This is a genomic window from Paenibacillus sp. TAB_01 (genome assembly GCF_043945595.1).
Classification (GTDB): Bacteria; Bacillota; Bacilli; order Paenibacillales; family NBRC-103111; genus Paenibacillus_S.
Window position 1 is genome coordinate 360070 of record NZ_JBIFNP010000001.1, and the last position, 22997, is coordinate 383066.

The following is a 22997-nucleotide window of genomic DNA, read 5'->3' on the forward strand; positions in this document are numbered from 1 at the left end:
TCCGCGCCTCTTTTCTTTTATTTTATAATACCACATCTGTCTGCGGTGTTAAAATTTCGTGAAATCCGCTTCGTTCGAGCGTCCGTCCAAGCGCCGAGGACAGCGGTTTGAGCAGCTAACGCTGCATTTGTTTCAGCTCGTCCAAGGAATAGAAGGTGCCCCGCCAGTAGATGCCGCCCTGCTTTAGAGTCAGCAGAACCGATCGGGCTACGATATAGCATAAGATGCAGATGGTCGCCGGCAGCGCGAGCACCTCGATCCCGATTCCTCCGGTCAGCGAGCGGATGAGCTGCAGGTAGACTGCGATCATGATGGCGATGGAGCCGGCAAAAAGCCACGCTGCCCAGCCGCCGGCCAGCCATACCGCAGCGAAAGGAAGCAGGAACAGCAGCGCCTGTCCAAGCAAAGCGGCCGCGGCCAGCGTGATCCGGTACTGAAAGCCGGAAAACAGATTTTTTTCCAGGCCTTTCACTGCCGCCCGCAGGCTGGGGTACCATTCCACTGCGATATGCTCCTGGCCGGAAGCGAGCCGCTGCCGCAGGCGGGCCTGCTTGACCCTATGCCCGAGCACCAGATCGTCGTCGGGCCGCAGGGCTAACGCCCGGTGCGTCCCGATGCGCTCGTAGGCGGCCCGCGTCAGCAGGTTGAAGGCGCCGATGCCCATGCCATGCTTGTGCTGTGCGTCGATATTCGAGCGCCAGGGGCGCACGTACAGGCTGAGCGTAAAGAAGAAATAATTGACGAAGGCTCGCAGCCAGAAGCCTCGGACGATCATGCGCGGAGCGAGCGTCAGGTGATCGACCTGATGCTCTTTCATGTACCGGACCGCATCCGCTACGGCATCAGGCTCGAACAGCACATCGGCGTCGGTAAACAGCAGCAGCTGTCCTCTGGCCTGCTGGAAGCCCTGATACAAGGCATGGTTTTTGCCGAGCCAGCCTTCGGGCAGGTGCGTCACATGAATGATCTTCAGCGGTACGGGAATCCGCTCCCGCCCCTCGGACCATCGGCGCAGCTCCTCCAGCTTACGGCCCGTGCCGTCCCGGGAGCGGTCGTTGACCGCGATAATTTCCAGCCGCGGGTAGGTCTGGTGAAGCAGGTGCTTGACGGTGGCCGTGATGGAGGCCTCTTCCTCCTTGGCGGCGATAATTACGGATACCAGGGGAAGATCCTTCCACCGGGCGTCAGAGCTGCTGCTGAAGGCAGCTCCTTCTCGGGCTGCGCCGGCGGCAGCCGCTGCGAATGGCCCAGATTTCTGCCCGGCGGAACGGGGATCGCCCGACGGCAGCCGGACCATGTGCTTTCGTGCTTGAAACGTATCCCACAGCATAGCTATCCAATAGATGAAAGCTAGAAGTGCAATGATTTGTAATCCGGACGTCAGCATGGCTTCCTCCGCAGGTTTGCGTATTTTTTGGCATTATATCACGCTGAGCGAAGGAACAACAAATGCCTTTTACGCTATGCTACAATAGGAGCTATGCAGCAAACGCAGCAAAGGAGGTGCGCTCGGACATGGACGGAAAAGAGCGGGCACGCCCGCTGATTCGCAAGAAGGTCAAGGGCACGGAGCTGCCTGCCTTCCTGCAAACCATTCGCGAGACGGGAATTGGCGTCGACGGCCTGCTGTTCTTGTGCATCGGCACCGACCGGTCTACGGGAGACGCCCTGGGTCCGCTTGTCGGGACGATGCTGGAGGAAGCGGGCTATCCCTATGTGATCGGGACGCTCAGGCAGCCGCTTGATGCGAGCAATATGAGGGAGCGGCTGCTTACGGAGGTAGTGCCTCACATGGCGCAGCGAAGAGTAATTGCGATTGACGCGGGCCTCGGCCAAGCGTCGTCGGTGTGCTGGTATCAGGTTTCCAACCAGCCGATGGAGCCGGGCAAGTCGCTCGGCAAGCAGCTGCCTGCGGTAGGAGACTACTCCATTGCAGGCATCGTCAATGTGGATGAGGGGCAAAAGTACGCGATTCTGCAAAGCACATCGCTGTACAGGGTGATGAGCATGGCGGGAGAAATCGCCGCCGCGGTCAAGCTTATTTTTCCCCTATAAAAAGGAGGATAACGGATGAAGGACGGCGCGCGTTGGGAAAGCGGCAGGCGCGAGACGCTGCAGAGCAGGGGAAGGGCTACGCTGAAGGACGTATCCATGAGCCGGATTTACGGGCTGTTTCGGGGATACGGGTGGCAGCTTAGCGCGATTGTCGGCCTGGCTTTGCTGGGTGCGGTCATCGGTCTCGTGCCTCCCCTGATCATGAAGGAAATAATCGATAAGGCGATCCCGCAGGGCGACAAACCGATGCTGATGGAGATGATCGGCCTGATGGTGCTGACGCCGCTGGCCAGCGGGCTGCTGGGTGTCTGGCAGAACCATGCGAATACCAAGGTCGGCCAAGGCGTGATGCGCGACCTGCGGAGCTCGCTGTTTCGCAATTTGCAGCGGCAGTCGATGAGCTTTTTTACGGATGCGAAGTCGGGAGAAATTATCCAGCGGCTGACGGGAGACGTACAGGCGGTGCAAAACGTGGTGACGACCGTCGTCGTTTCGGCAGTGACGCAGAGCGTCGTCGTATTGACGACCGTCGTTATCCTGTTCGCGCTGGACTGGCGGCTGGCTTTGCTTTCTACGGTGATTTTGCCCTTATTTATTTTACCGGTTCGCAAGGTATCGAATGTGCGCAAACGTCTGCGCGGAGAAACTCAACGAGTCCGCGGGGACATGTCGGCGCAGCTGGGCGAAATTTTCGGCGTGTCGGGGGCTCTGCTGACCCGTATATTTCAACAGGAGCAGCAGCAGGAGCGGGAATTCGGCAAGCTGAACCAGAAGGTGATGAACCTTGAGCTGCGGCTCAACCTGGTCGGTCGCTGGTACGGGATGGTGCTCGGAATCCTCGGGCCGCTCGGTACGGCCCTGATTTATATGTATGGCGGCTGGAGCGTGGTGGAAGGGGCCATGACGATTGGCAGCATTGTCGCGTTCGCCGCTTATTTGGGCCGGTTGTACGGCCCGATCGGCACCCTGCTCAACCTTCAGGTTGAGGTGGGGACGGCGCTGGGCGTCTTCCAGCGTATTTTTGAATACCAAGACATGGAGCCCGAGGTGAGCAACGCTCCAGGGGCTGTAGAGCTGCCTGCAGCGGAAGGCCATATTGTGTTCGACCGTGTTTCTTATGCGTATCAGCCGGGAAAATATGCGCTGGAGCAGATTTCCTTTACCGCCCTTCCGGGCGAGGTGGTTGCTATCGTCGGACCGAGCGGCGCCGGCAAATCGACCCTGATCGGGATGCTCGCGCGGCTGTACGATCCGACAGAGGGAAGCGTCATGGTGGACGGCTATGACATCAAGGAAGTGACGATCGCTTCGCTTCGCGCTCAGGTCGCCTTCGTGACGCAGGAATCGTTCATGTTCCATGCCTCGGTACGCGACAACCTGCGGTTCGCGCGCATGGATGCGACCGACGAGGAGCTGGAGGCAGCCTGTCGCCAGGCCTACATCCACGATACGATCGCCGCTATGCCCGGCGGCTATGACACGATGGTCGGCGAGCGCGGCCACCGGCTGTCGGGAGGCGAGCGGCAGCGGCTCGCCATTGCGCGGGCGATCCTCAAGAATCCCCGCATCCTCGTGCTGGATGAGGCGACCTCGCATCTGGACTCCGAGTCGGAGGCATTCGTGCAGGCGGCGCTGGATGAGCTGATGCAGGGCCGCACGACGCTGGTGATCGCCCACCGGCTGTCGACGATCTTATCGGCAGACCGGATCGTCGTGCTGGAAGCCGGCCGGGTGGTAGAAACCGGCCGCCATGCGGAGCTGCTCGAGCTGGAGGGTCTGTATGCGCGGCTGTACCAGACCCAATTCGCCAAGGCGCTGGCCTAATTTGTCCACGGCAGGATGGAGGCGGCAGGCCGACAGGCGCGATTTTGCCTGAAGCAAGCTGTGATTTTCGCCCGCTAACCATGCTCCGGTCCGGTGCATATACTGATTGGCAGGTGGGGTTGCCCATTCTCCACATAACCTTTACACAACCGTTTCATTCATTTAACAAACGGTTTATATAATAGTTATGACAAAAGTATTTATACCGGAAGGAGCTGGACAGAGGTGAGTGTCATTACACATATCAACTATACCGATTAGGATGGTCAAATATATTGCTGTCTCCGTAACAAAGTCGTGAAGCTGGATGAGGAGCAGACGGCACGGTTTTGTCAGGGCTGTAAAATGTATGCGGGAGATGCCGGGGGCAAGGGAGTTTCCTGCGTATGGGAGGATGTGCGCCGTGTTACCGAGCCGCATGTGGTGACCGATCCGGTGATGGAGTTTATTAAAAACCAGACCCGCAGCGTCGGAACGAACTATTTGATGGATATGACTTATTTGTCCGTCAATTTATAGAAGGTGCTGTAGAAAGCAGCACTGAAGACGCTGCAGCAAGCTTTATTGAATTGCAGCGAAATCCGCGGGCAGAGTATCTATCCGCCGGACATGAAAAGTAGAGATGTCACTTTTGGCAGCTCTTGGACAATACAAACGGCCGTTCCATACGGCCGCAGATACAGGAAAAGACGCCGATAGGCGTCTCAGGCTGTCGAGAAAGCCATGCTAAGTAAACCATGCGTACCAACGCAGGTGGGGTATCTTCCGGAAGAGTTTACGTCCGCCTTTAAAATCCGTGAAAATACCTTTAAATCTAATCCAATTCACGGATTTCAACAGCGGCTGGAGGAGGATACCCCACCGGTGTATCACACATATTCAGGTTTTCTCGACAAGCTCAGACGCCGATAGGCGTCTTTTTTCACTGGCGGTTCAACTGCCCTGTGCCCCAGCAGAGGCCGGACAATGGCAGGGAATTGCGACAAGCTTTACTAAAATAACAGCTCCCACAGCTGCTTGCCGACGAGAATGGTCGTGATGCCGATAAACAGCGGCTTGACGTAGCGCGAGCCATGCCGGATGGCGAGTCTGGAACCGACATAAGCGCCGGCGATCATAGAAATGCCCATAGGCAGCCCGTAGCCGATATGAACGGACTTGAGCAGGAAGAAGGAAGCCAGGCTTGCAATATTGCTCGCCATATTCAGCACCTTCGCGTTGCCAGAGGCCCCGACAAAATCAAAGCCCAGCAGCAGAAAGAAAAACAGCAGGAAGGGCCCTGTCCCCGGTCCGAAAAAGCCGTCGTAGAAACCCAGCACGAACGCGCACAGTCCTGCGGCAAGCTTCGTGTAGACGGTTAACGGGCGGGGCGACGCCGTCGCGCCCCAGTTCTTTTTCAGCAGCGTGTAAATCAGCACCACGACAAGCAGGCAGACGACGAGGGGCTTCAGGAACGCGGACGGCAGCAGGTGCACCGTATAGGTTCCTATCGCGGAGCCGACAAACGACAAGGGAAACAGCGCGAGCACGAGCTTCCCGTTAATTTTTCCCGAGGAAAGAAAAGATAGCGTGCTGGTGACGGAGGACAGCGTTCCGCCCAGCTTGTTCGTTCCGAGCGCCAGTGTCGGCGGCAGTCCGGCCATGAGCAGCGCGGGCAAGGAAATCAACCCTCCGCCTCCCACGACAGAGTCGATGAACGCGGCGACAAATCCCGCGCCAATCAAAAACAGAAGCATATCTAATGCCGGCCAATCCATGATGTTTACCCTTCTTTCTTTACTTAAACCGTACACTGCCGAAAAACATACTCGATAAGTATATAGAATCGGGGCTCCAGCTACAATAGTTAATTTCATGGCAAAAAAAGACTGCTTCATCAGGATCGAAGAAGCAGTCTTTAGACCGCCCGCCGAAGCGGGCCTTTGCCGGCTAGCGGATTAATCCAGCTTATAATTAAAATACGGCACCTCAACGGGCACATGCAAGTTGCGCTTTTCCAATGCGTCAAGCAGCAGGCCGAGGAAATCCGTATCCAATTGCATTTGGACGGCATTGACATAACATTCTACTAAATCTTCATCGGGAATTTCTTTATACATGTTGCACGGCTCTCCTTTTCTTTCATCATAATACTAATCATACAAGAAAACTGCTGTAGAATCAGCGCAAAAAATTTGCATGGTTATACATACCTTTTTGCATTATTTAATTACAATTTTATTGAAAAAAACAAAAGAGATTGCATATTAGGACAAGTCCTGAATATACAATCTCTTTTTCATTTGGTAAAATAATGAAATAGATTAGCCCCACAAATCGGCAGAGCGGGATGCTTTGATGTCGGAACCGGAAGATTTAGCGAATAATTTCGTGACAGCCTGTCCTTCAGCTGGCGATAAAGACCAGGCTTCGAACCATTTGCTGTTTTTGAATAATTGTGTAATTTCTTGGGATGTCAGTTGTTTCAGCGAGCGGACGGCATGATGCAGCTGGGAAGAATGAGTTACAGTTAGCATAGTACCACCTCTATTTCTACAAATTTTAACATTTCTTGCAATTTTATTATAACAGAAATAATAGAAAAGCAAGGGGGAAATGGCTTGAACACGAAAATTTTTTTTCGGTTGACGTTAGTAGGGCTCGTTTCGCTGCTGCTGTGGTTCGCCTATATCACGTTTCACTATCCTTACGTAGGCATCATCTTAAAGCAGAATGAAGGGCAGGAATGGGTGATCCGCAAGCTGGACAACGACAGCGCCAGCCTGAAATTGAATTTCCAGGTCGGAGACCGGATCCGGTCCGTAGATAACCTGTCTCCGGGCGACCTGCCGAGCGTACGGAAGTGGCGCACGATCGAGCAGGCGCAGACGATTGTTATTGAACGGGAAGGCAAGGAAATCGCGGTCGTGATCTCGGAGGCGGCCGCTAAGGCATCGACGAGTTATTTCCCGCTTTTTGGCGAAATCTTGTGCTTGTCGTTTGCAGTTCTGCTTTATTTCAAAGTGAAGAACTCCATTTCGGGCCAGTTTCTTTCGATTGTTTTCGTCAATATCGGCTTGATATTCGCCTCACTCGGGGCGTCGGCCCGGGGGGATTCGCTGGGCAAAATCGCTATCACTACCCTGATGATGGTATTTCCGATCGTCTTTTTCCATTTTTTTGTTCATTTCGTCAGAGAGCGGGGAGCGGCGGCTTTCCCGCTTCATTTTCTCAAATATGCATACGGGTTCGTCGCACTAACCTTGCTGTGCAGAATGACGTTTTTTTTTCCGCAGATTGCGTATGCCTTTTACGAATATAACAGCAGCATCGTCATTGTTTTCTTCCTGCTCGGCATTTTACTTAACTTTTTTTATTTATCTTGGATTTATGTCAAATACCGTGCGGAAGAATCTTATGTATCCGTTATCATTAAAACGGTGCTGTGGGCTTTCGCCATCTCGTTTCTCCCTTTTATCAGTCTTTCCTTTCTCCCGCAGCTGCTTACGGGAAATGACTGGGTCAATTCGCTATATACCTCCTGGTTCGTTTTGTTTTTCCCAATGTCTTTCGCCTATCTGATTTTGACCAAGCAATTGTACGATATCGATCTCGTGCTCCGGCGCATTTTGTTTACCGTTGTGCTGTCGGTAGTTCCAGGCGCGGTCATCACTTTTTTGAACGCTTTTATTTTTACGGAGGAAGCATCTGTCCGGCACCTGCTGATCAGCTTCTGTCTGGTGCTTGCGATCATCTCCTCCGTTTTATATTTCCTTGAAAATTTCCTGATCAAGCTGGAAGCGATCGTATTTCCAAGGAAATATCATCTTCAGCAGGCATTGAAGAAAATAGCGACGAACCTGCAGTCCATCTCCAGCTTCCGAGAGCTGAAGGAAATTGTGCTGGTGGATATCGTTACGATGCTTCAGCTGTACGGGGCGGCCATTGCATTCAGACATCAGGACCGGATCGAGACCGTCATCGAGGGGGAGATTGACCCGGATGAAGTGGAGCGGATCGCCGCATTGGATTTGAGGGAGCATCCGGAGCTGCTGTGCCTGGAAATCAGCCGGAACGAAGAGTACACCAGCTCTTTGATTCTGACGAGCAAAATCTCGAGAACGGTTCTCGGATCAGGCGACGTGCACTGGCTGAATCTGATCATCTCCTATCTGGCGGTCAGTATGGAAAACCTGCACCTGATCGGCAAGCTGAACGTCCGGCTCCAACAGCTGGCGGCCCAGATGCCCAATGAGCAGGATGCGCACGATTTTATGTGGTTCCGCAAGCTGATGTTCGATCTGCAGGAGGCGGAGCGCAAGCGCATCGCAACCGACCTGCACGACACCACGCTGCAGGATTTGTTTTTTCTAAAGAAAAAGTTTGCAGCGATTATGGAAAACCAACCATCTCAGGATGACAACTTGGAACAAATGAAAAGCGTCATTGATTATGTGGAAATTATTAATACCAATCTTCGCCAAAGCTGCTTTGAGCTGCATCCTCATCTGCTGCATGAGATCGGTCTGCTCGAAACGATCCGCAAAGTCATCGAGAATGAAAGCCTGCTGTGTCCCTTTGAGCTGAAATTTTTTACGAGGGGAGCCGAGGTGGTCGAAGCCTGGGATCTTGAAATCAAGCATCATGTTTTCCGCATCATTCAGGAGCTGCTGAACAATGCCAAGAAGCATTCGGCGGCCTCACTGGTCAGCATTGTCATTACCCGCGACGGTGACCACTTCCTGCTGATGTATGAGGATAACGGTGTCGGCTTTGAGACCGGCGGCGCAGTCATTAAGGAAATCGGCGCATCGGGAACGGGGATGGAGCAAATGAAGAGCCGTGTATTGCATCTGGACGGGCAATGGAAAATTCGGACAAGCAGTGGAAACGGGCTAAGGCTATGGATTACAATTCCGATAAGAAAGGTACAAACGGCATGAATACGGAAATGAAGGCGCTTATTGTGGACGATCATCCGCTTATTGCGATGGCGACACAATCGATTTTGGAGCAGATCCAGGGAGTTACCGTTGTCGGTGTAGCCAAGACCGGTGCGGAATGCCTGGAGCTGGTGGAAGCGTATAAGCCCGGGCTGGTAATGCTGGATTACCATCTTCCGGATCAATTCGGCAGCGGAGTTGTCAAGCAGATCAAAATGCGCTGCGCACAGACGCATGTCGTTATATTTACGGGTATCGATGTGGCCGACATGTACAATCATTTGATTGAGCTCGGGGTGAGCGGCATCATATCCAAGGAATCGAGCGAAAGCGTCATTCAGAACATGGTTCGCTGCATTCTGGATAACTGCACGGTGCTTCCGCTGCCCTTGTACCGGAATATGCGGCTGATGACGACTTTGCCGGCACAGGAGGCGGTACTGACCAAGGATGAAATCAGGATCATGACGATGTTAATGCGCGGGGCCACGCATGAGCAGATTGCGCAGGACATTTATGTCAGCAAACGGTCCGTCGACAACTATTTGAAAAAAATTTATGAAAAACTGGGGGTCAAATCAAGAGTTCAAGCCTTAGAGAAGTTCGTGCAGAGCAAATATTACAATGAAATGGAGCGGGGGGATGCTTAAGTGAGGCAGGAAGTGCTGCAGGAGATGCTGAGAATCACGGACGATTATGCAAAGGAACCGGAGCTGAACAGGCTGATGAAGCAGTTTATCCGGGAAAAGGCGGCGGATCACAGTATATGGTCCGAGATGACGATTGCCAGCTGCCTCATGTTTGGCGGCGCTGAATCCGAAGCGCTTTACCGGGCTGCGGCTTTAACCGAGCTGATTATTTTAACGTTGGATATCGTCGATGACCTGCAGGACAGGGATAAGGATGACAAGTCCTGGATGCAGTGTCCGGAAGCGTTCACGCTGAATGCGGTGCTTGCTTGTATGGCGGCCGGGGTAGGAGAGCTTGCTCAGCTTCAGCGCCATTCGCGGTCGGATGCTTCCCTGGGGATACAGGTCAGCCGCATGCTGGCAAGGTCGATCAGCGGGCAGCAGCAGGATATAGGCGGCCGGTTGGAGACGGAGGAGGACTACATCCGTATGGTTCAGGAGAAATCCGGCTCGCTGATCCGGCTGGCCTGCTTTATGGGCAGCAGTTTGGTGGAGGATGGATGAACCGGGGACGGAAAGCGGCTTCGATGAGCTGGCCGACTGCATCGGCATTATTGCGCAGATCGAGAATGACCTGAACGATTTGATCCGGTTCGATTTGAAGAACGATTTGGTGCAAAAAAAGCGGACGCTGCCGATTTTGTACATGCTGATGCATTGCGATGAAGAATTTCCGGTGCTGAGGCAGTATTACGAGGGTGCGCTTTCCCGGGAGTATTTTTTGCGGCATAAGGCGGCTTGTCTGGACTTTATCGACAGCTGCGGCTGTGTGGAATATACGCGGGTCATTCAATCGCTTTATCTGGACAGGGCCGAGCGCCTGTGGAACGGGCTTCCGTCCGTATCCCCATGGAAGGAAGCATGGAAAGAGCTGACGCTCGGACCTTTCGCCGGCCGTCTGGCCATGGAGAACCAACAGGCTTCCGCCCGCATACCTTAGCAGTAAAACAGGAGGAAGGTGCGAAGGTCTGTGGAAGAGGCGGCAGTCGCGGAACGCGTCGGAAGAGAACGAATTGTCACACACAAGCTGGTGAAGCCGAGGCTTCAGGTGAAATATCCGCAGGTGGCCGGGCTGAAGAACGGCCTGGTGCAAAAGATGGTGAACAGCGCCATACTGGATGCGGTCTATGATTTGATACGCAAGCAGGGCTATGTTTCCAATCCGGATATGGAAATTACGGGGAGCTTCGAAACGAAGCTTCATGAGAAAGGGCTCTTTAGCGTGCTGTATGATAATTACGGTTACGCCAAGGGAGCCGCGCACGGGATTACGTACCAAAGCTCGCAAACCTTTAACTTGCATAACGGGCGGCTGTATCAGCTGGCGGATCTGTTTAAGCCGGGGAGCGACTATGTCGGGCGTCTGTCGGAGATCATCCGGCGCCAATTCAAGGAACGGGATATCCCGATGATCGCCGAGTTCAAGAGCATCCGGCCGGATCAGGATTTCTTCATGACGGAGAAAACGCTCGGCATTTATTTTCAGCTGTATGAATATACCCCGTATGTCTATGGGTTTCCTACCTTCGAAATCCCTTATGTCGAATTGGCGGATATTCTCGATCCGGAAGGCCCGGTCGGCATTTTGAAATCATAAGGCAGCCAAGCTTCCATTCGCTTATCCTTGCGAGGGAATTCTCAGAGGCTGTCCTACAAAGAGGCACCGATTGAGCCAATGCCAACGGATAGCAGGACGCTTCCAAAACCGTTTGATATGCGGGGACGGGGCGTTCTTTTTCTTGAAGCGTTAAGCCAAAGAAATTCAGGCTAAAAGGAGGTTGGAAACTCAACCGCTGTTTTCAGGTTCCGTGTAAGCCTGAAAACAGCGCCGGTTTCGCCGGAGCGGATCGCTGGGCTCGGCGAGAGCCTGTACGAGGGCTGCTGCGCAGCGAACGCAGCGCCTGGCGGGGGTGTAGCGCAGTGCCCCGACATCGCGCTAATGCGGCCGCAACACCGGCGTCAGGCGGAGAAGCAACGCGGACGCTGCGCTGGGCGACGGTCCCGGCCCGCCCTGCAGCCGGGAGAAGCGGGAAACCTAGCGGGGGCCGGGCCGTCAAGAGACTGCTCGGGCCTGTTAGGGCCGCGCCTCTCTTTGCAAGCGTAGCCCAAAGGGGCTCGACTCTGCCAAAGGCGATGAGGCCGCCTCTACCGGCAAGGGGACCAGCGGGTGCGAGCCAAGCCGGCTGGCTTGCCGGCCCGGCGGCCGGCGCCTGGCAGCGGGAGCCTAGTGAACACCGGCGCGTGCTTAACCGCCGAAAGACTCCCTGAACGCCTTCGCCAGCACAGCGGCATCGACCTGCCACAGCTCGGCGATTTCAGGGCAGACGTTCTCTTCCCACCAATCGGAGAGAACCTTGCGGTTGCTGCCGTTCTCCACGATCCACGGCAAATTTAACGCGACCTTCTTAAAGTACAGGGCGTCAGCCTGCTCCACCAGATCCGGAGCGATCCACTGGTTTATTTTTTTTCGCGCCCGGTACAGCTCTCGGCTGCAGGAGCGGCGAATTTTACGGGCGGTAGGGTAATCCTGATTGTGCTTGACTTTGCTTGACGGATTCATCGGGTTCATCTTCTCCTTCCTACCCTATGGTATGCGGGAGAGGCGCCCGTTGCACCTGTCTGCCTGATGAAAAAAGACCCCCTGGCCGCCAAAAGAAGGCAGCAGGGGGAAAGCCGCAGCCTCATTTAAGAGGCATCAACGACGATATAGCCGACCATAGGGCCGTTATGGGCAATATCCGAATGCGTCAAGCAGACGATCGGGTAAGTGCCGGGCTTGTCGGCCTGGAAGGAAACGACCGTTTCCTTGCCTTTGGTGACCTCGCCTTTAATGTTCAAGCCCTGGATAACAAAAGGGTGGCTGCTTCCGTTCACGCCGTAGATGCTGAGATTGATTTTCTCGCCTTTCGTGACATGAATGGTGCCGGGATCCCAGCGGTAAGCCTCGATAGTTTTGCCGTCAGGTCCCGTGCTTTTGAACTCGCCGGTCACGAGGTGAACTGGCCCGGCCTTGTCCGGACTGTCCTCCGCCTGTACGGATGGAGGAGGCTGAGGTCGCTTTCGCATCGGCCTGCCCCCAGTACCAGGCTGCCGTGCCCACCGTCCCCAAAGCCATCAGAGCTACAAGCGTCCAAAGCTGCAGCTGCTTTTTGCTGACAATATATACTTTGCCCACCGGTTCATCCCGCCTTCTCCACAGTTTGTACTACAGTATGCGCCCGCTTGTCTTCTCATGCCACGGAACTCCGATGGTATGAAGGATTCATTTTATGATAGAATAGGATAAAACTAGAGGGATGCGGGTCAGCTGTTCCGCGGGAGAGGAAGAGGCAGGAAAACGAATGCTACATCAATTCATTCAAAGTGCCATGGCGTTTATCGAGAATTTAGGGGTTTGGGGAATTTTACTGGGGCTGATGCTGGAGGTCATTCCAAGCGAGCTTGTATTATCCTACGCAGGGTATCTGGCTTCTCTGCCAGGGGGAATCTCCGTCTTTGAGGCGATTTTGTTCGGCACGATCGGATGCGTGCTGCAGCAGCTGATTTTGTATTATTTGAGCCGTTACGGCGGACGTCCTTTTCTGAACAAATACGGCAAATATTTATTGCTTAAGCCGAAATATATCGATTTGACGGAGCGCTGGTTTCAGCAGTACGGTCCGGGTATGGTCTTCGTGGCCCGTTTTCTTCCGGTCGTTCGGCAGGCAATCTCGATCCCGGCGGGGCTGGCCCGCATGAATTTGGCTCAATTTATTTTGTATACGACGCTGGGGACCGTCCCTTGGGCCATTTTGTTCGTTTACCTGGGCAGGGCACTCGGATCGAACTGGGAGCAGATCGACGAATATGCTTCTCAATATACGAAGCCTGTCATCATAGCCGTTATCGTGTTAATCGTTCTGTTTGTTATCTATAAGGTGCTGACAAGAAAAAAAGGAAAGCCTGCGCAATAACCAGCCGTGGCCTTCGTTGAAGGAGCCGTTTTCTTCTGTGTTGACAGAAGGAAGACCGGCTCTTTTTGTTGAATAGATGAGAGGAAAAGGAAACATTAACCATATAGAAGCTGGTGAAGAATCGAATGGCATTAGGACCGCGAATCGGACAGGGAAAAACTGCCGAAGTATTTATTTGGGAGCAGAACAAAATTATTAAGCTGTTCCGCAGCCGGAGCTTTGATCCGCTGCTGGAAGCGGAATGGAAGCTGAGCCGGACGGTGCGGGAGCTGCAGCTGGCCGTTCCCGACGTGTACGGCATAGAAACCGTGGACGGCAAAAGAGGAATCGTCTACGAGCGCGTCGATGGCCCGACGCTAACCCTTCGCCTCACGCAGAAGCCTTGGCAGCTGAAGGGGCTGGCCCGCCAGATGGCGTCTTTGCATGCTGTGCTTGGCCGTCAATCGGGCGAAGGCCTTCCGCCGCAAAAAGAGCTGCTCGAGTATAACATCTCGCATGCTCCGCAGCTCAGCCAGGAGGAGAAGGATGCCGTCATCCGCTACCTTCGCGGGCTTCCCGATGGAAAGCAAGCGTGTCACGGGGACTTTCATCCCGACAATATTTTACTGTCCCCGCAGGGGCCGGTGGTGATTGATTGGACGACAGGCAGCTGTGGCCAGCCTGCGGCGGATGCCGCCCGGACAGAGCTGATTCTGAATTATGCGGCGCTTCCGCCCGCGATGCCCAAACCGGTCCGGACCGTCCTTACGCTGCTGCGTAAAGCGCTTCTGCGCGAATATTTGAAGTCCTATATGGCTCATTCCGGCTGTACACGCGAAGAGCTCCGTCAGTGGATGCTTCCGCTGGCTGCGGCCCGATTGATCGAGGGAGTATCGGGAGAAGAGGAGAGGCAGCTGCTCCGTCTCGTCAGGGAGCAGCTGGCTGAGAGAAAATAAAGGGTGCCGCTGGAATTGCCTAGGTTTGGTTTTTTATATAGAATGAAGATTAGATCCATACATAAGGAGGGCTTATCGATGAGTGCCAATTTAGCAAGCAAGCTGAGAACCGGCTTGAAGCCGCAGCAGTTTATTGACGGAATGACCAAGAACCAGGAGAAATTCTTGGAATGGTACGAAGCCTTCGCCTGGGAAAACGAAGAGGATAAACAATTTTTCGAATCGCTTAACAACCGCGACGACCTTCGCTGCCTGATTCTGATGGCGGATTGGTGCGGAGACGTAGTGCGGAACGTTCCGGCCGTCTTCCGTGCGCTGGAAAACTCCGGTATTCCGGTAGAAGTACTGATTAAAGAAGAGCATCCGGATGTGATGGCTCAATTCCTGACCGGCGGCGGCGAGGCGATTCCGATCGTGATCTTTACCGACTTCAGCGGCCATGTACTGGGTCACTGGGTCCTCGTCCTAGTCATGTGCAGGCGGTTATGACCAAGTTCAAGCAGGAGAACCCGGATCGTACAGCCCCTGATTATGACGAGAAGATTAAAGTGGCGCGCCAGGAAATGGCTGCCCAGTACGGAGAAGGCACCGGCTATCAAACCGTTATCGTGAAAGAGCTTCGCGACCTTCTCTCTACGTTCTAAGGCGGCGCACGGATGAGCCTAGACGGAGTAAAAATCGAATCGTTTTCCTTGGGGCCGCTCGGAACGAACGCCTACCTGCTGTCTCGGCCCGAGGAGAACAAAGGGATCATTATCGATCCCGGCATGAACCCGAAGCCGCTCTTGAAGCGGATTGAGGGAATGAACATCGAAGCGATTCTGCTGACGCATGCGCATTTCGATCATATCGGTGGAGTGGATGAAATCCGCAAGCTGAAGGGCTGCCCCGTCTACCTGCATGATGCCGAAGCGGATTGGCTGACGAATGCGAAGCGCAACGGCTCGAACCGCTGGCCGGAGCTTGGCGGGCCGATTGTCACCGATCCGGCGGAATTCGCCCTCGACGAAGGGCAAATTTTGAAGCTGCTCGGTATAGAACTGCAGGTGTTCCACACTCCGGGACATTCGCCGGGAAGCGTAAGCTTCCTCGTAGGCTCCCACTTGTTCGGAGGCGACGTGCTGTTCCGCATGTCGGTCGGGCGTACGGATCTGCCCGGCGGCCGGAGCGAGGGCCTGCTGAATTCCATTCATGACAAGCTGTTCATACTGCCCGACGAAACCGTCGTCTACCCTGGACACGGGGTGAAGACGACCATCGGCTATGAAAAAGAAAATAATCCTTACGTATAAGTTTTGAGAGCAAATCTCCTTCGTTTACCGCCTTTTGCGGCGTTAGCGGAGGAGATTTTTCTTTGTCCTGAATAGGATGGAGGAGAAGGAGGAAGAGCTATCGGACCGTCAACTTGTTGTACGGAGAGCGATCTTTCTGTCCGCCGCATCCTATCAGGCGATGAAGCGAGCTAAGAGCCGGAACGGCTTTGTGCTGCCGCAAGGCTATAAAATGCTGGGAACCCTGGGCAATGGGGAGGATTCGTGGTTCGGCTGCGTGCTGGAATCCAGGCAGCGAATCGTGATTGCGTTTCGGGGAACGGAGAACAGCTCGGATGTAATGCGCGACCTCGATATTACGCAAGTGGAGTTTCCCTATGGGAATACCGGAGGGAAGACGCATCGCGGCTTTACGAAGATGTACGTCGACACCATCCGTACCCCGCTGCTGAAAACGCTGCGCAAGGCATCGCCCGCAGGCAAGCCGCTGTGGATTGCAGGGCACAGCCTGGGCGGGGCTGTGGCTACGCTCAGCGCGCTGGACCTTTCTTTCAACAGCAGCTTCAAGCAGCCGCTTGTGTATACGTTCGGTTCGCCCAAGCCGGGAGATGCCGCCTTTGCGGCTGCTTTTGACCGGCGCATCGCGCATTCGGTCAGAATCGTCAATACGAACGACCTTGTGCCGCAGCTGCCGCCCTCGTTGGACGGGTTGAACTATACGCACGTGAAAGGTGTATGGAATATCGAAATCAATCGGTCGAATGTAATCAGCAATCATAATATATTGCAGTATCACCGCAAGCTGATGGAGCTGGATCCGGCTTATACGGAGCTGATGTGCGCCCAAAATCCCGGCTTCTGTTCCGTCAAAGAAGAGAGTTGACCAAGTCCCCCCGGCTCGTTGCGAACGGATCGGGGGGACATTTGATTTTGCAGCCGATTTAATCCCCGATGCTCTGCCGTTATGCTGCGGGAACGGACAAGCAAGCGATTGATACTGCCGTCCGTCGTTTGCGGTTTGTAATGTCACCGATTCCTTGCTCCCGGGAAGACGGCTGAGAAAACGGCAGGGAAAGCGGGATCGTTCTCCAGAAGCGTAAGCTCTCGCTTTTGTACCTGTGCGGGCGAGATCGTGATTGGCAGCATGATCGTGCTTGGTGCGATGATTTTTTTAGCAGTCTTCCCCAGGACCTAGGATGCAGGCACCCTATGCTAGGGACGGAAGTGTCAGCCGCGGCACTACCGGGAATTTCAATGCGGTAAAGATCGCCGTGAGATCCGGCCTGAGTGAGCTTGGGAAATGTATGTAGGTATGTAGGTATGTATGTATGTATGTATGTATGTAAGAGCGGTACGGACAAGCGGGATGGAGCGTTAGTGATAGGCAGGCATTGTAACCTTTTGATCAGGGCGGGTGGAGGCAAGTAAAGAATCGGAGAACTGCAAAGGGTTGAACTTGTGTTCGGTGCAGGTTGGAACAGGCTGGAAGGTTATCCGTATGGCTGTGGAGGTTACAGGTTTATTTGAACATCTGATACACAATGCCGATCACAAGCAGCAAAGCGGACGAAGCGAAGAAGAAATAGCTGAAATACCGAATCGGGGAAGGAATGGATCCGAAATCGGCAAGGTTATCCTCTTTATTCGGCTTGGGCTTTACTTCGGGCGATGCGGGCGGAGGGGACGTTTCATGAACGGTCAACAGGTTTATCGGCTCATTTGTCGGCTGCTGTGTGTTTTCAGTCGCTTCTCTCACGGCGGGTCTCCCTCCTTGTTTACCGGGTTCGTTTAAGCAAAACGCGGGCTATACGTAATAAGACGCAGCAAGGGTCAAAAGGTTGCATGCGCTTTCATGTAATTTATTCCACCCTTGGGCATGCGTCTAATTTTTCCGCTATGGGTGAATACCGTGTTCCCCATGGGTGATTCTCCATAGACTGTTGATGTGTTCGATGGGAACACGCCCTTACATCAAACGGAGGTGTCCTTCATGGAAAAATACAAACCGATGCCAATGCCAATGCACGCGCCAATGCCGCTGCCAGCTGTATCCCCGACTTCGATGGGTCCTGCAAGCAAGCCGATGCCAATGCCAATGCCTAGCTACACGGCTCCGATCAACATTCATGCCAGCTACGAAGAAGTCAATATTTATGAGCCAAAAAAACATCATGGCCACTGTCACGGCGGATGGTATACTTCAGTCGGAGCGATTCTGGTGCTGTATATCCTGCTGGTCATTATTTTGCGCGGAACGGGCTTGGGTCCAGCCGCTTGCAAATAATGAACCGACGCCCAGTAGACGACACGATGCGCTAGGCGCATAAGTCCTCTGCCATGATGGAAAGGCTCCTTACTCTAACGGGTGGGGGTAGGGAGCCTTTCGCGGGCGGCTCGCCGATGGACGGCGAAGGACCTGTACATAATAATCGCGGGATGATTAACGCTCCATCTGTTTGACCGGGCTCAGCTTTCTGTAGCTCAGCAGCTCGGATACCGTCACAAACCGATAGCCTCTTTGCTTGAGCTCCGGCAATATTTTCTTCAACGCTTCGATCGTTTCGGTTTTGCCTTCGACGTAATCGTGAAACAGGACGATATCGCCGTTCCGTACGTTATTCAACACTTTAGAAGTAATCTTGTTAACCCCCGGCGTATCCCAATCCAATGTGTCCATGTGCCAGGACCACATAATCACGGTGAAGCCTTCCTTTTTGGCGGTTTGAACGAGCGTTTCGTTATAGTAGCCGCCAGGCGGGCGGAAAAGATGCGGTTTTTGCCCCGAGATCCGATGAATGGCATCCTGCGCTTTGGTCAGCTCGTCGCGGATCCGGCGTTCCGGGATTTTTTTGTTGAAATAAGTATGACGGTATGTATGATTGGCAAGCTCATGGCCTTCGGCCGCTTCACGCTGGACGAGCTCGGGATAACGCTCCGCCTTGGTTCCAATCAGGAAAAAGGTAGCCTTGACCTCGTACTGCTTCAACAAGTCCAAAATTTGCGGCGTATCTGCCGGATCCGGCCCGTCATCGAATGTAAGGGCGATCAGCTTCTCCTCGGTCGGCACTTCCCAGACGATTTCTCCCCGATTTTCATAATAAGGCCGGTCTTTTTTCGGAGCGGCCAGCACCTCTGCATCCGTACCCCAGAGCAAACAGATCGTCAGCAGGCACGTTTTTATTCGCATATGCTTCATTCGCTTGAGCCCCTTCCTTCTAATCCTCAAAAGCCTGCTCCATAGTTTTCCCGGGATGAGAAAAAATACCCGAATGGCTGTATCTTTTTTAATGAAAAACGCGGCGCAATCGGCGGTAAAGATAGAGGCAAGGACAGAGAGGTAAGGACGGAGGTAAAGACAGAGGTAAGGACAGAGGCAAAGACAGAGGTAAGGACAGAGGCAAAGACAGAGGTAAGGACTGAGGCAAAGACAGAGGCAAAGACAGAGCAAAAATAGATGCAAAGACAGCTGTCTTAGCTGTTGTGCGAAATCGTGAGCAAAACCTTTGCTTGAAAACTGTAAGCCGATTTGGAGTAAAAACATTGAGCCGAACGGAGCAGAAACCGTCAGTAATAACCGTGACAGAAACTGTGAGCCGACCAGGAGCAAAAATCGCATGCAACCGCTTGTGAGGCCAGCTCGTGAGCAAAGTCCAAGAGTAGCAGCCACGAGCCAAACCGTAAGCAGACCCCCGCAAGCAAAAAAAACGCCCCCAACACCGCTGTGTCAGCGGCTATTGAAGGCGTCTCTATAACAGCAGATATTACCAGCCGCGGCGGTACTGCTTAGGTGCTTCCAGCTCCACCTTCAGCGTGCGTGCCGCGTGTCTCGGCCAATACGGATCCCGAAGCAGCTCGCGGGCGAGGAAAACTAAATCCGCACGGCCGTTGCGGATAATTTCGTCTGCTTGCTCGGGGCTGGTAATCAAGCCGACGGCACCCGTCGCAATATCTGCCGATGCTTTAATCGTCTCGGCAAGTGGAACCTGGTAGCCCGGATAAACATCGATGGCAGCCGGAACGACGGAGCCGGAGCTGCAGTCGATCAAGTCGACTCCCTGCGCTTTCATTTGTTCGGCAAAATAAATGAAATCCTCCATCTGGTTGCCTTCCGGATGGTACTCGTTTGCGGAAATCCGAACGAATAGCGGCCCCTGCCAGACGCCGCGGATACCGTCAATCACTTCTTTAAGGAACCGGTATCTGCGATCTCGGTCTCCGCCGTAAGCGTCCGTACGCAGATTGGTCAACGGAGACAAAAACTGGTTGATCAGGTAGCCGTGCGCCGCATGAATTTCCAGGCAGTCGAACCCGGCCTGCACGGCTCTTTGGGCCGCTTGCACAAAGGCTTGAATCGTCTGTCCGATTTGCTCGATTGTCAAAGCGTCGGGGGTTTTGGACGTTTCATTGAATGCCAGTGCGGACGGCGCAACGATCGGGCCCTCCAGCTGGGCTTTACGTCCCGCGTGCGCAAGCTGAATACCGATTTTGGCACCCTGATTATGAACCAGCTGCACAAGCTCCTGCAGGCCAGGGACATGCTCGTCGCTCCATATGCCCAAGTCCTGTGCGGAAATACGTCCCTGCTCCGTTACCGCGGATGCTTCGACTATTATTAATCCGACTTGGCCGACGGCCCGGCTTGGATAATGGATTTTGTGCCACTCTTGTACTTTGCCGGATTCGTCGTCGCACGAATACATACACATCGGCGACATGACAATACGGTTTTTCAATGTCATCCCGTTCAGGGTTAAAGGGGAAAATAAACTCATCCTTGTCCAGCCTCCATTCGGATTTGTTGTCTTTATATACTGCATGTTCTACATATGAGTATATACGTTTCATATTACCGAGTAAAATGACGCGGTAAGTCTATGATTGGACGGCTTTACGACTCCATAGAGAGAGCTTCGATAAACATGATATGATGAGGGAAAAAAGGAGGCCGAACGGTTGAAAACATTCGAAGCGGAAATTGTGGCAGTGCTGGCGGCAAGGGACAAGCATTCGTTCGTTACCTCCCGCGAGGAGCGGGTCGCTCTCGATCTGGGGGGAATTCCCGGAGACCGGCATTACGGGCTTCTCCGTCCGGCGGATTCGAGACAAAAGTTTTATCCCAGGGGGACGATGCTTGCGAACCGCAGACAGATCAGCATCGTATCCCTGGAGGAATGCGCGAGGATTGCCGGCTCGCTCGGCATTGAGCGGATTGAACCGGAATGGCTGGGCGCAAACCTGCTGTTGAGCGGGTATGAGCCGCTGACGCTGCTCCATCAAGGAGCAAGACTGTTGTTTCCCGGCGGGGCCGGGCTGATTTGCGAAGGGGAGAATGAGCCCTGCAGATGACCGGGCAAAGTGATTGGGGCCGCCGTAGGGAACGATGCTTTAGCAAACGTATTTGTCAAAGCGGCAAAGCATCTCCGCGGCATTGTCTGCTCCGTAGAAAAGGAAGGGTCCATTATCACGGGAGAAAGGGTCAGAATCGTAACGATGGAATGACCCGGTATCCCAAGACTGATCTTTATTTTTTAAAGCAGAGCTTGCTGTTCTTTTTTTCAGCGCAAGTGAATTTCAAATGAGCGTCGAGACTCCGCAGGGAGGGTCGGCTGACTCCTGCAATGTTATCGAAAACTGTTGCAATAACAAGAAAATTGTGGTAATTTAAAGTAAATATTTGTAAGTTGAGCGGAAGAACCGCCTCTCCTATGCATATGCGCATAGAAGGGGCGGTTTTTTTGCGTTCCGCATTTGGCATATGCAACGGTGATGGCATTAGAGGGATGTCTCTGTAGTACTTGATGTGCTTGATGCCAAGCCGGAAGCCAGGAGCCTGCGGTCATCCAGGCACTTAGGGTGTTCTCGCGGCACAGGGCTGAAGCATGTTGAGCATTAAACGCCTAACCGCCGCAATGCAGGAATCGTTTAACCCTGAAGCGGGCATTAGGGCGAATGAACGAATGACTGCCGGCAAGATAGATTAAATCCTAGCGAGGTGCTGCTTATGCAACAACCGTTTTCCGGTTTACAGGGCTTCCCGGACTCCAGCGTGCTGGGCGGACGGTATCGAATCGTCTCGAAGCTGGGAAGCGGAGGGATGAGCACGGTTTATTTGGCCGAAGATTTGCGCTTGCCGGGCAAGCGGTGGGCGGTGAAGGAATCCAGAATGGAAGGGGAAGCTTCCCATGCGGCATTAGCGGAAGCGGACATGATGATTCGGCTTCAGCATCCCAATTTGCCGGAAATTGTCGATTACTACCCGCCTAATGAACGCGGCTACCGTTATTTAATTATGGATTACATTGAGGGAGAGACGCTGCTGCAGCGTTTCGAACGGCAGGGCAGGAGGATGCCTGAGAGCCAGCTGATCGCCTATATGCTGCAGCTGTGCGATCTGTTTCAATACCTTCATACCCGCAGGCCGGAACCGGTCGTCTACAGGGATTTGAAGCCGTCCAATTTAATGATTGATCTGCAGGAACGAATCCGGCTGATTGATTTTGGCATCGCGCGCAGCTTTAAGGCGGGACAGCCTTCCGATACGGTAGCTATCGGCACGATAGGCTTCGCAGCGCCGGAGCAGTTCGAGGGCCGGCAGACGGATGCGCGCGCGGATTTGTACGCTCTTGGCGCGCTGATGTATTTCGTGCTGAGCGGCGGGCAGTATTATCATGCCGGCCGCAAGGCTGCCGGGGAGCTCGACGCGAGCCTGCCCAGCAGCTTGACGGGGCTGGTGGAGAAGCTGCTGGAGGCGGACCCTGCCGCTCGCTGCCAGAACGCAGCTGAGGTGCGAGGCGAGCTGCAGCGTGTGCTTGCCGAACAGCGCGGCCCATCCTCCCCGGGCCGCCTTCCCGGCGGCGGCGCGTATGGCCCGCCTGCGGCGAAGCCCCGCCTCATGGCGGTCGGCTCGCTGTACGCGGGCGCAGGCGCGACCTTCGCCGCCATTGCGATCGCCCGGGCGCTGCGTGCGCTAGGCTTGCCGCATGCCGTGCTGGAGCCGCCGGTAAGGCAGCCGGAGCTGTACGCGCTGCTGTTCGGCGAGAAGCACGCGCCCGCGGGCTACCGCTGCTACAACGATGCGCGCGGAGCAGCCCCATGGGGCGCGTCGCCCTGGATGGACGGAAGCACGCTTTGGCTTCCGTCCGCTCCAGGCGGCGCGGGCTATTGGGGCGCCGTGGCGGAGCCGTCCGCAGGGATGGCGATCGCCGAGGCCGCAGCCGCATCATACGGCTCGCCGCGGCAGCGCGGGGGCGCACCGTCGCCCTGGACCGCTGTGGCCGTCCGGGGAGCCGGTACGGGCGGAGGCAGCGCAGCGTGAATCCGCTGCGGCCGATGCCGATTTTGCCGGTTC

General features: G+C 54.4%; 23 protein-coding genes and 2 pseudogenes. 16 read left to right on the forward strand and 9 right to left on the reverse strand.

The window, feature by feature from the left end:
* Window positions 1-115: 115 nt before the first annotated feature.
* Window positions 116-1387 (reverse strand): glycosyltransferase family 2 protein, encoded by a 1272-nt coding sequence (locus ACHHV8_RS01755; protein ID WP_395156228.1) that lies wholly within the window; start codon window positions 1385-1387, stop codon window positions 116-118.
* 128 nt (window positions 1388-1515) lie between these two features.
* On the opposite strand from ACHHV8_RS01755, the gene yyaC reads away from it, so the two are divergent.
* The 3 genes from yyaC (at window position 1516) to ACHHV8_RS01770 (ending at window position 4398) form a co-directional block, all read left to right on the forward strand.
* Complete coding sequence (yyaC, locus tag ACHHV8_RS01760) at window positions 1516-2055, forward strand: spore protease YyaC (RefSeq protein WP_395156230.1); 540 nt, start codon at window positions 1516-1518, stop codon at window positions 2053-2055.
* A 15-nt stretch (window positions 2056-2070) separates the two neighbouring features.
* Window positions 2071-3879 carry an ABC transporter ATP-binding protein gene (locus tag ACHHV8_RS01765; protein WP_395156232.1) on the forward strand — a complete coding sequence of 603 codons (1809 nt, stop codon included), beginning with the start codon at window positions 2071-2073 and terminating at the stop codon, window positions 3877-3879.
* A gap of 297 nt (window positions 3880-4176) precedes the next feature.
* Complete coding sequence (locus ACHHV8_RS01770) at window positions 4177-4398, forward strand: hypothetical protein (RefSeq protein ID WP_395156234.1); 222 nt, start codon at window positions 4177-4179, stop codon at window positions 4396-4398.
* Between the two features lie 473 nt (window positions 4399-4871).
* On the opposite strand, the gene ACHHV8_RS01775 is transcribed toward ACHHV8_RS01770, so the two are convergent.
* The 3 genes from ACHHV8_RS01775 to ACHHV8_RS01785 all read right to left on the reverse strand — a co-directional run bounded on the left by ACHHV8_RS01775 (window position 4872) and on the right by ACHHV8_RS01785 (window position 6395).
* Window positions 4872-5636 (reverse strand): sulfite exporter TauE/SafE family protein, encoded by a 765-nt coding sequence (locus tag ACHHV8_RS01775; protein ID WP_395156236.1) that lies wholly within the window; start codon window positions 5634-5636, stop codon window positions 4872-4874.
* Window positions 5637-5816: 180 nt separating this feature from the next.
* Window positions 5817-5978, reverse strand: coding sequence for a sporulation histidine kinase inhibitor Sda (gene sda / locus ACHHV8_RS01780; protein WP_395156238.1), 162 nt, complete (start codon window positions 5976-5978; stop codon window positions 5817-5819).
* A gap of 204 nt (window positions 5979-6182) precedes the next feature.
* Window positions 6183-6395, reverse strand: coding sequence for a hypothetical protein (locus ACHHV8_RS01785; RefSeq protein WP_395156240.1), 213 nt, complete (start codon window positions 6393-6395; stop codon window positions 6183-6185).
* 84 nt (window positions 6396-6479) lie between these two features.
* Between ACHHV8_RS01785 and ACHHV8_RS01790 the strand changes: the two genes are divergently transcribed.
* The 5 genes from ACHHV8_RS01790 to ACHHV8_RS01810 are packed head-to-tail and all read left to right on the forward strand — an operon-like array spanning window position 6480 to window position 11087.
* Window positions 6480-8801 carry a sensor histidine kinase gene (locus tag ACHHV8_RS01790; protein ID WP_395156242.1) on the forward strand — a complete coding sequence of 774 codons (2322 nt, stop codon included), beginning with the start codon at window positions 6480-6482 and terminating at the stop codon, window positions 8799-8801.
* Complete coding sequence (locus tag ACHHV8_RS01795) at window positions 8762-9451, forward strand: response regulator (protein WP_395156244.1); 690 nt, start codon at window positions 8762-8764, stop codon at window positions 9449-9451. The genes ACHHV8_RS01790 and ACHHV8_RS01795 overlap by 40 nt, the downstream gene beginning before the upstream one ends.
* Entirely contained in the window at window positions 9452-9994 is a 543-nt protein-coding gene (locus ACHHV8_RS01800; RefSeq protein WP_395156246.1) for a polyprenyl synthetase family protein, read from the forward strand.
* A complete protein-coding gene (locus tag ACHHV8_RS01805; protein WP_395156248.1) occupies window positions 9987-10430 on the forward strand; it encodes a polyprenyl synthetase family protein in 444 nt (147 codons plus the stop codon). Before ACHHV8_RS01800 ends, ACHHV8_RS01805 begins: the two co-directional genes overlap by 8 nt.
* Window positions 10431-10460: 30 nt before the next feature.
* Window positions 10461-11087 (forward strand): DUF3298 and DUF4163 domain-containing protein, encoded by a 627-nt coding sequence (locus tag ACHHV8_RS01810; protein WP_395156250.1) that lies wholly within the window; start codon window positions 10461-10463, stop codon window positions 11085-11087.
* Between the two features lie 648 nt (window positions 11088-11735).
* Here ACHHV8_RS01810 and ACHHV8_RS01815 read toward each other — a convergent pair.
* Window positions 11736-12050 carry a dehydrogenase gene (locus tag ACHHV8_RS01815; RefSeq protein WP_395163397.1) on the reverse strand — a complete coding sequence of 105 codons (315 nt, stop codon included), beginning with the start codon at window positions 12048-12050 and terminating at the stop codon, window positions 11736-11738.
* 125 nt (window positions 12051-12175) lie between these two features.
* Window positions 12176-12556, reverse strand: coding sequence for a cupredoxin domain-containing protein (locus ACHHV8_RS01820; protein WP_395156252.1), 381 nt, complete (start codon window positions 12554-12556; stop codon window positions 12176-12178).
* Window positions 12557-12831: 275 nt separating this feature from the next.
* Here ACHHV8_RS01820 and uptA point away from each other — a divergent pair, with 275 nt between their 5' ends.
* The 5 genes and pseudogenes from uptA to ACHHV8_RS01845 all read left to right on the forward strand — a co-directional run bounded on the left by uptA (window position 12832) and on the right by ACHHV8_RS01845 (window position 16532).
* Window positions 12832-13443 carry an undecaprenyl phosphate transporter UptA gene (gene uptA / locus ACHHV8_RS01825; RefSeq protein WP_395156254.1) on the forward strand — a complete coding sequence of 204 codons (612 nt, stop codon included), beginning with the start codon at window positions 12832-12834 and terminating at the stop codon, window positions 13441-13443.
* A 125-nt stretch (window positions 13444-13568) separates the two neighbouring features.
* Window positions 13569-14378: a phosphotransferase family protein gene (locus ACHHV8_RS01830; protein ID WP_395156256.1), complete on the forward strand. Its 810-nt coding sequence runs from the start codon at window positions 13569-13571 to the stop codon at window positions 14376-14378.
* A 78-nt stretch (window positions 14379-14456) separates the two neighbouring features.
* Window positions 14457-15022 (forward strand): annotated as a pseudogene (locus ACHHV8_RS01835) (thioredoxin family protein).
* A 12-nt stretch (window positions 15023-15034) separates the two neighbouring features.
* Complete coding sequence (locus ACHHV8_RS01840) at window positions 15035-15670, forward strand: MBL fold metallo-hydrolase (RefSeq protein ID WP_395156258.1); 636 nt, start codon at window positions 15035-15037, stop codon at window positions 15668-15670.
* A 160-nt stretch (window positions 15671-15830) separates the two neighbouring features.
* A complete protein-coding gene (locus ACHHV8_RS01845) occupies window positions 15831-16532 on the forward strand; it encodes a lipase family protein (protein ID WP_395156260.1) in 702 nt (233 codons plus the stop codon).
* A 636-nt stretch (window positions 16533-17168) separates the two neighbouring features.
* Here ACHHV8_RS01845 and ACHHV8_RS01850 read toward each other — a convergent pair.
* Window positions 17169-17405 (reverse strand): hypothetical protein, encoded by a 237-nt coding sequence (locus tag ACHHV8_RS01850; RefSeq protein ID WP_395156262.1) that lies wholly within the window; start codon window positions 17403-17405, stop codon window positions 17169-17171.
* A 234-nt stretch (window positions 17406-17639) separates the two neighbouring features.
* On the opposite strand from ACHHV8_RS01850, the gene ACHHV8_RS01855 reads away from it, so the two are divergent.
* Window positions 17640-17933, forward strand: a complete 294-nt coding sequence (locus tag ACHHV8_RS01855; RefSeq protein ID WP_395156264.1) for a hypothetical protein — start codon at window positions 17640-17642, stop codon at window positions 17931-17933.
* Between the two features lie 156 nt (window positions 17934-18089).
* Here the strand turns inward: ACHHV8_RS01855 and ACHHV8_RS01860 are convergent, their stop codons facing one another.
* Together ACHHV8_RS01860 and namA are read right to left on the reverse strand one after the other, a co-directional pair.
* Window positions 18090-18836, reverse strand: coding sequence for a polysaccharide deacetylase family protein (locus tag ACHHV8_RS01860; RefSeq protein WP_395163398.1), 747 nt, complete (start codon window positions 18834-18836; stop codon window positions 18090-18092).
* Between the two features lie 574 nt (window positions 18837-19410).
* Window positions 19411-20421 carry an NADPH dehydrogenase NamA gene (namA, locus tag ACHHV8_RS01865; RefSeq protein WP_395156266.1) on the reverse strand — a complete coding sequence of 337 codons (1011 nt, stop codon included), beginning with the start codon at window positions 20419-20421 and terminating at the stop codon, window positions 19411-19413.
* Window positions 20422-20602: 181 nt separating this feature from the next.
* On the opposite strand from namA, the pseudogene ACHHV8_RS01870 reads away from it, so the two are divergent.
* A pseudogene (locus tag ACHHV8_RS01870) lies at window positions 20603-21148 on the forward strand (MOSC domain-containing protein).
* Between the two features lie 502 nt (window positions 21149-21650).
* Window positions 21651-22964 carry a serine/threonine protein kinase gene (locus ACHHV8_RS01875; RefSeq protein WP_395156268.1) on the forward strand — a complete coding sequence of 438 codons (1314 nt, stop codon included), beginning with the start codon at window positions 21651-21653 and terminating at the stop codon, window positions 22962-22964.
* Window positions 22965-22997 lie beyond the last annotated feature (33 nt).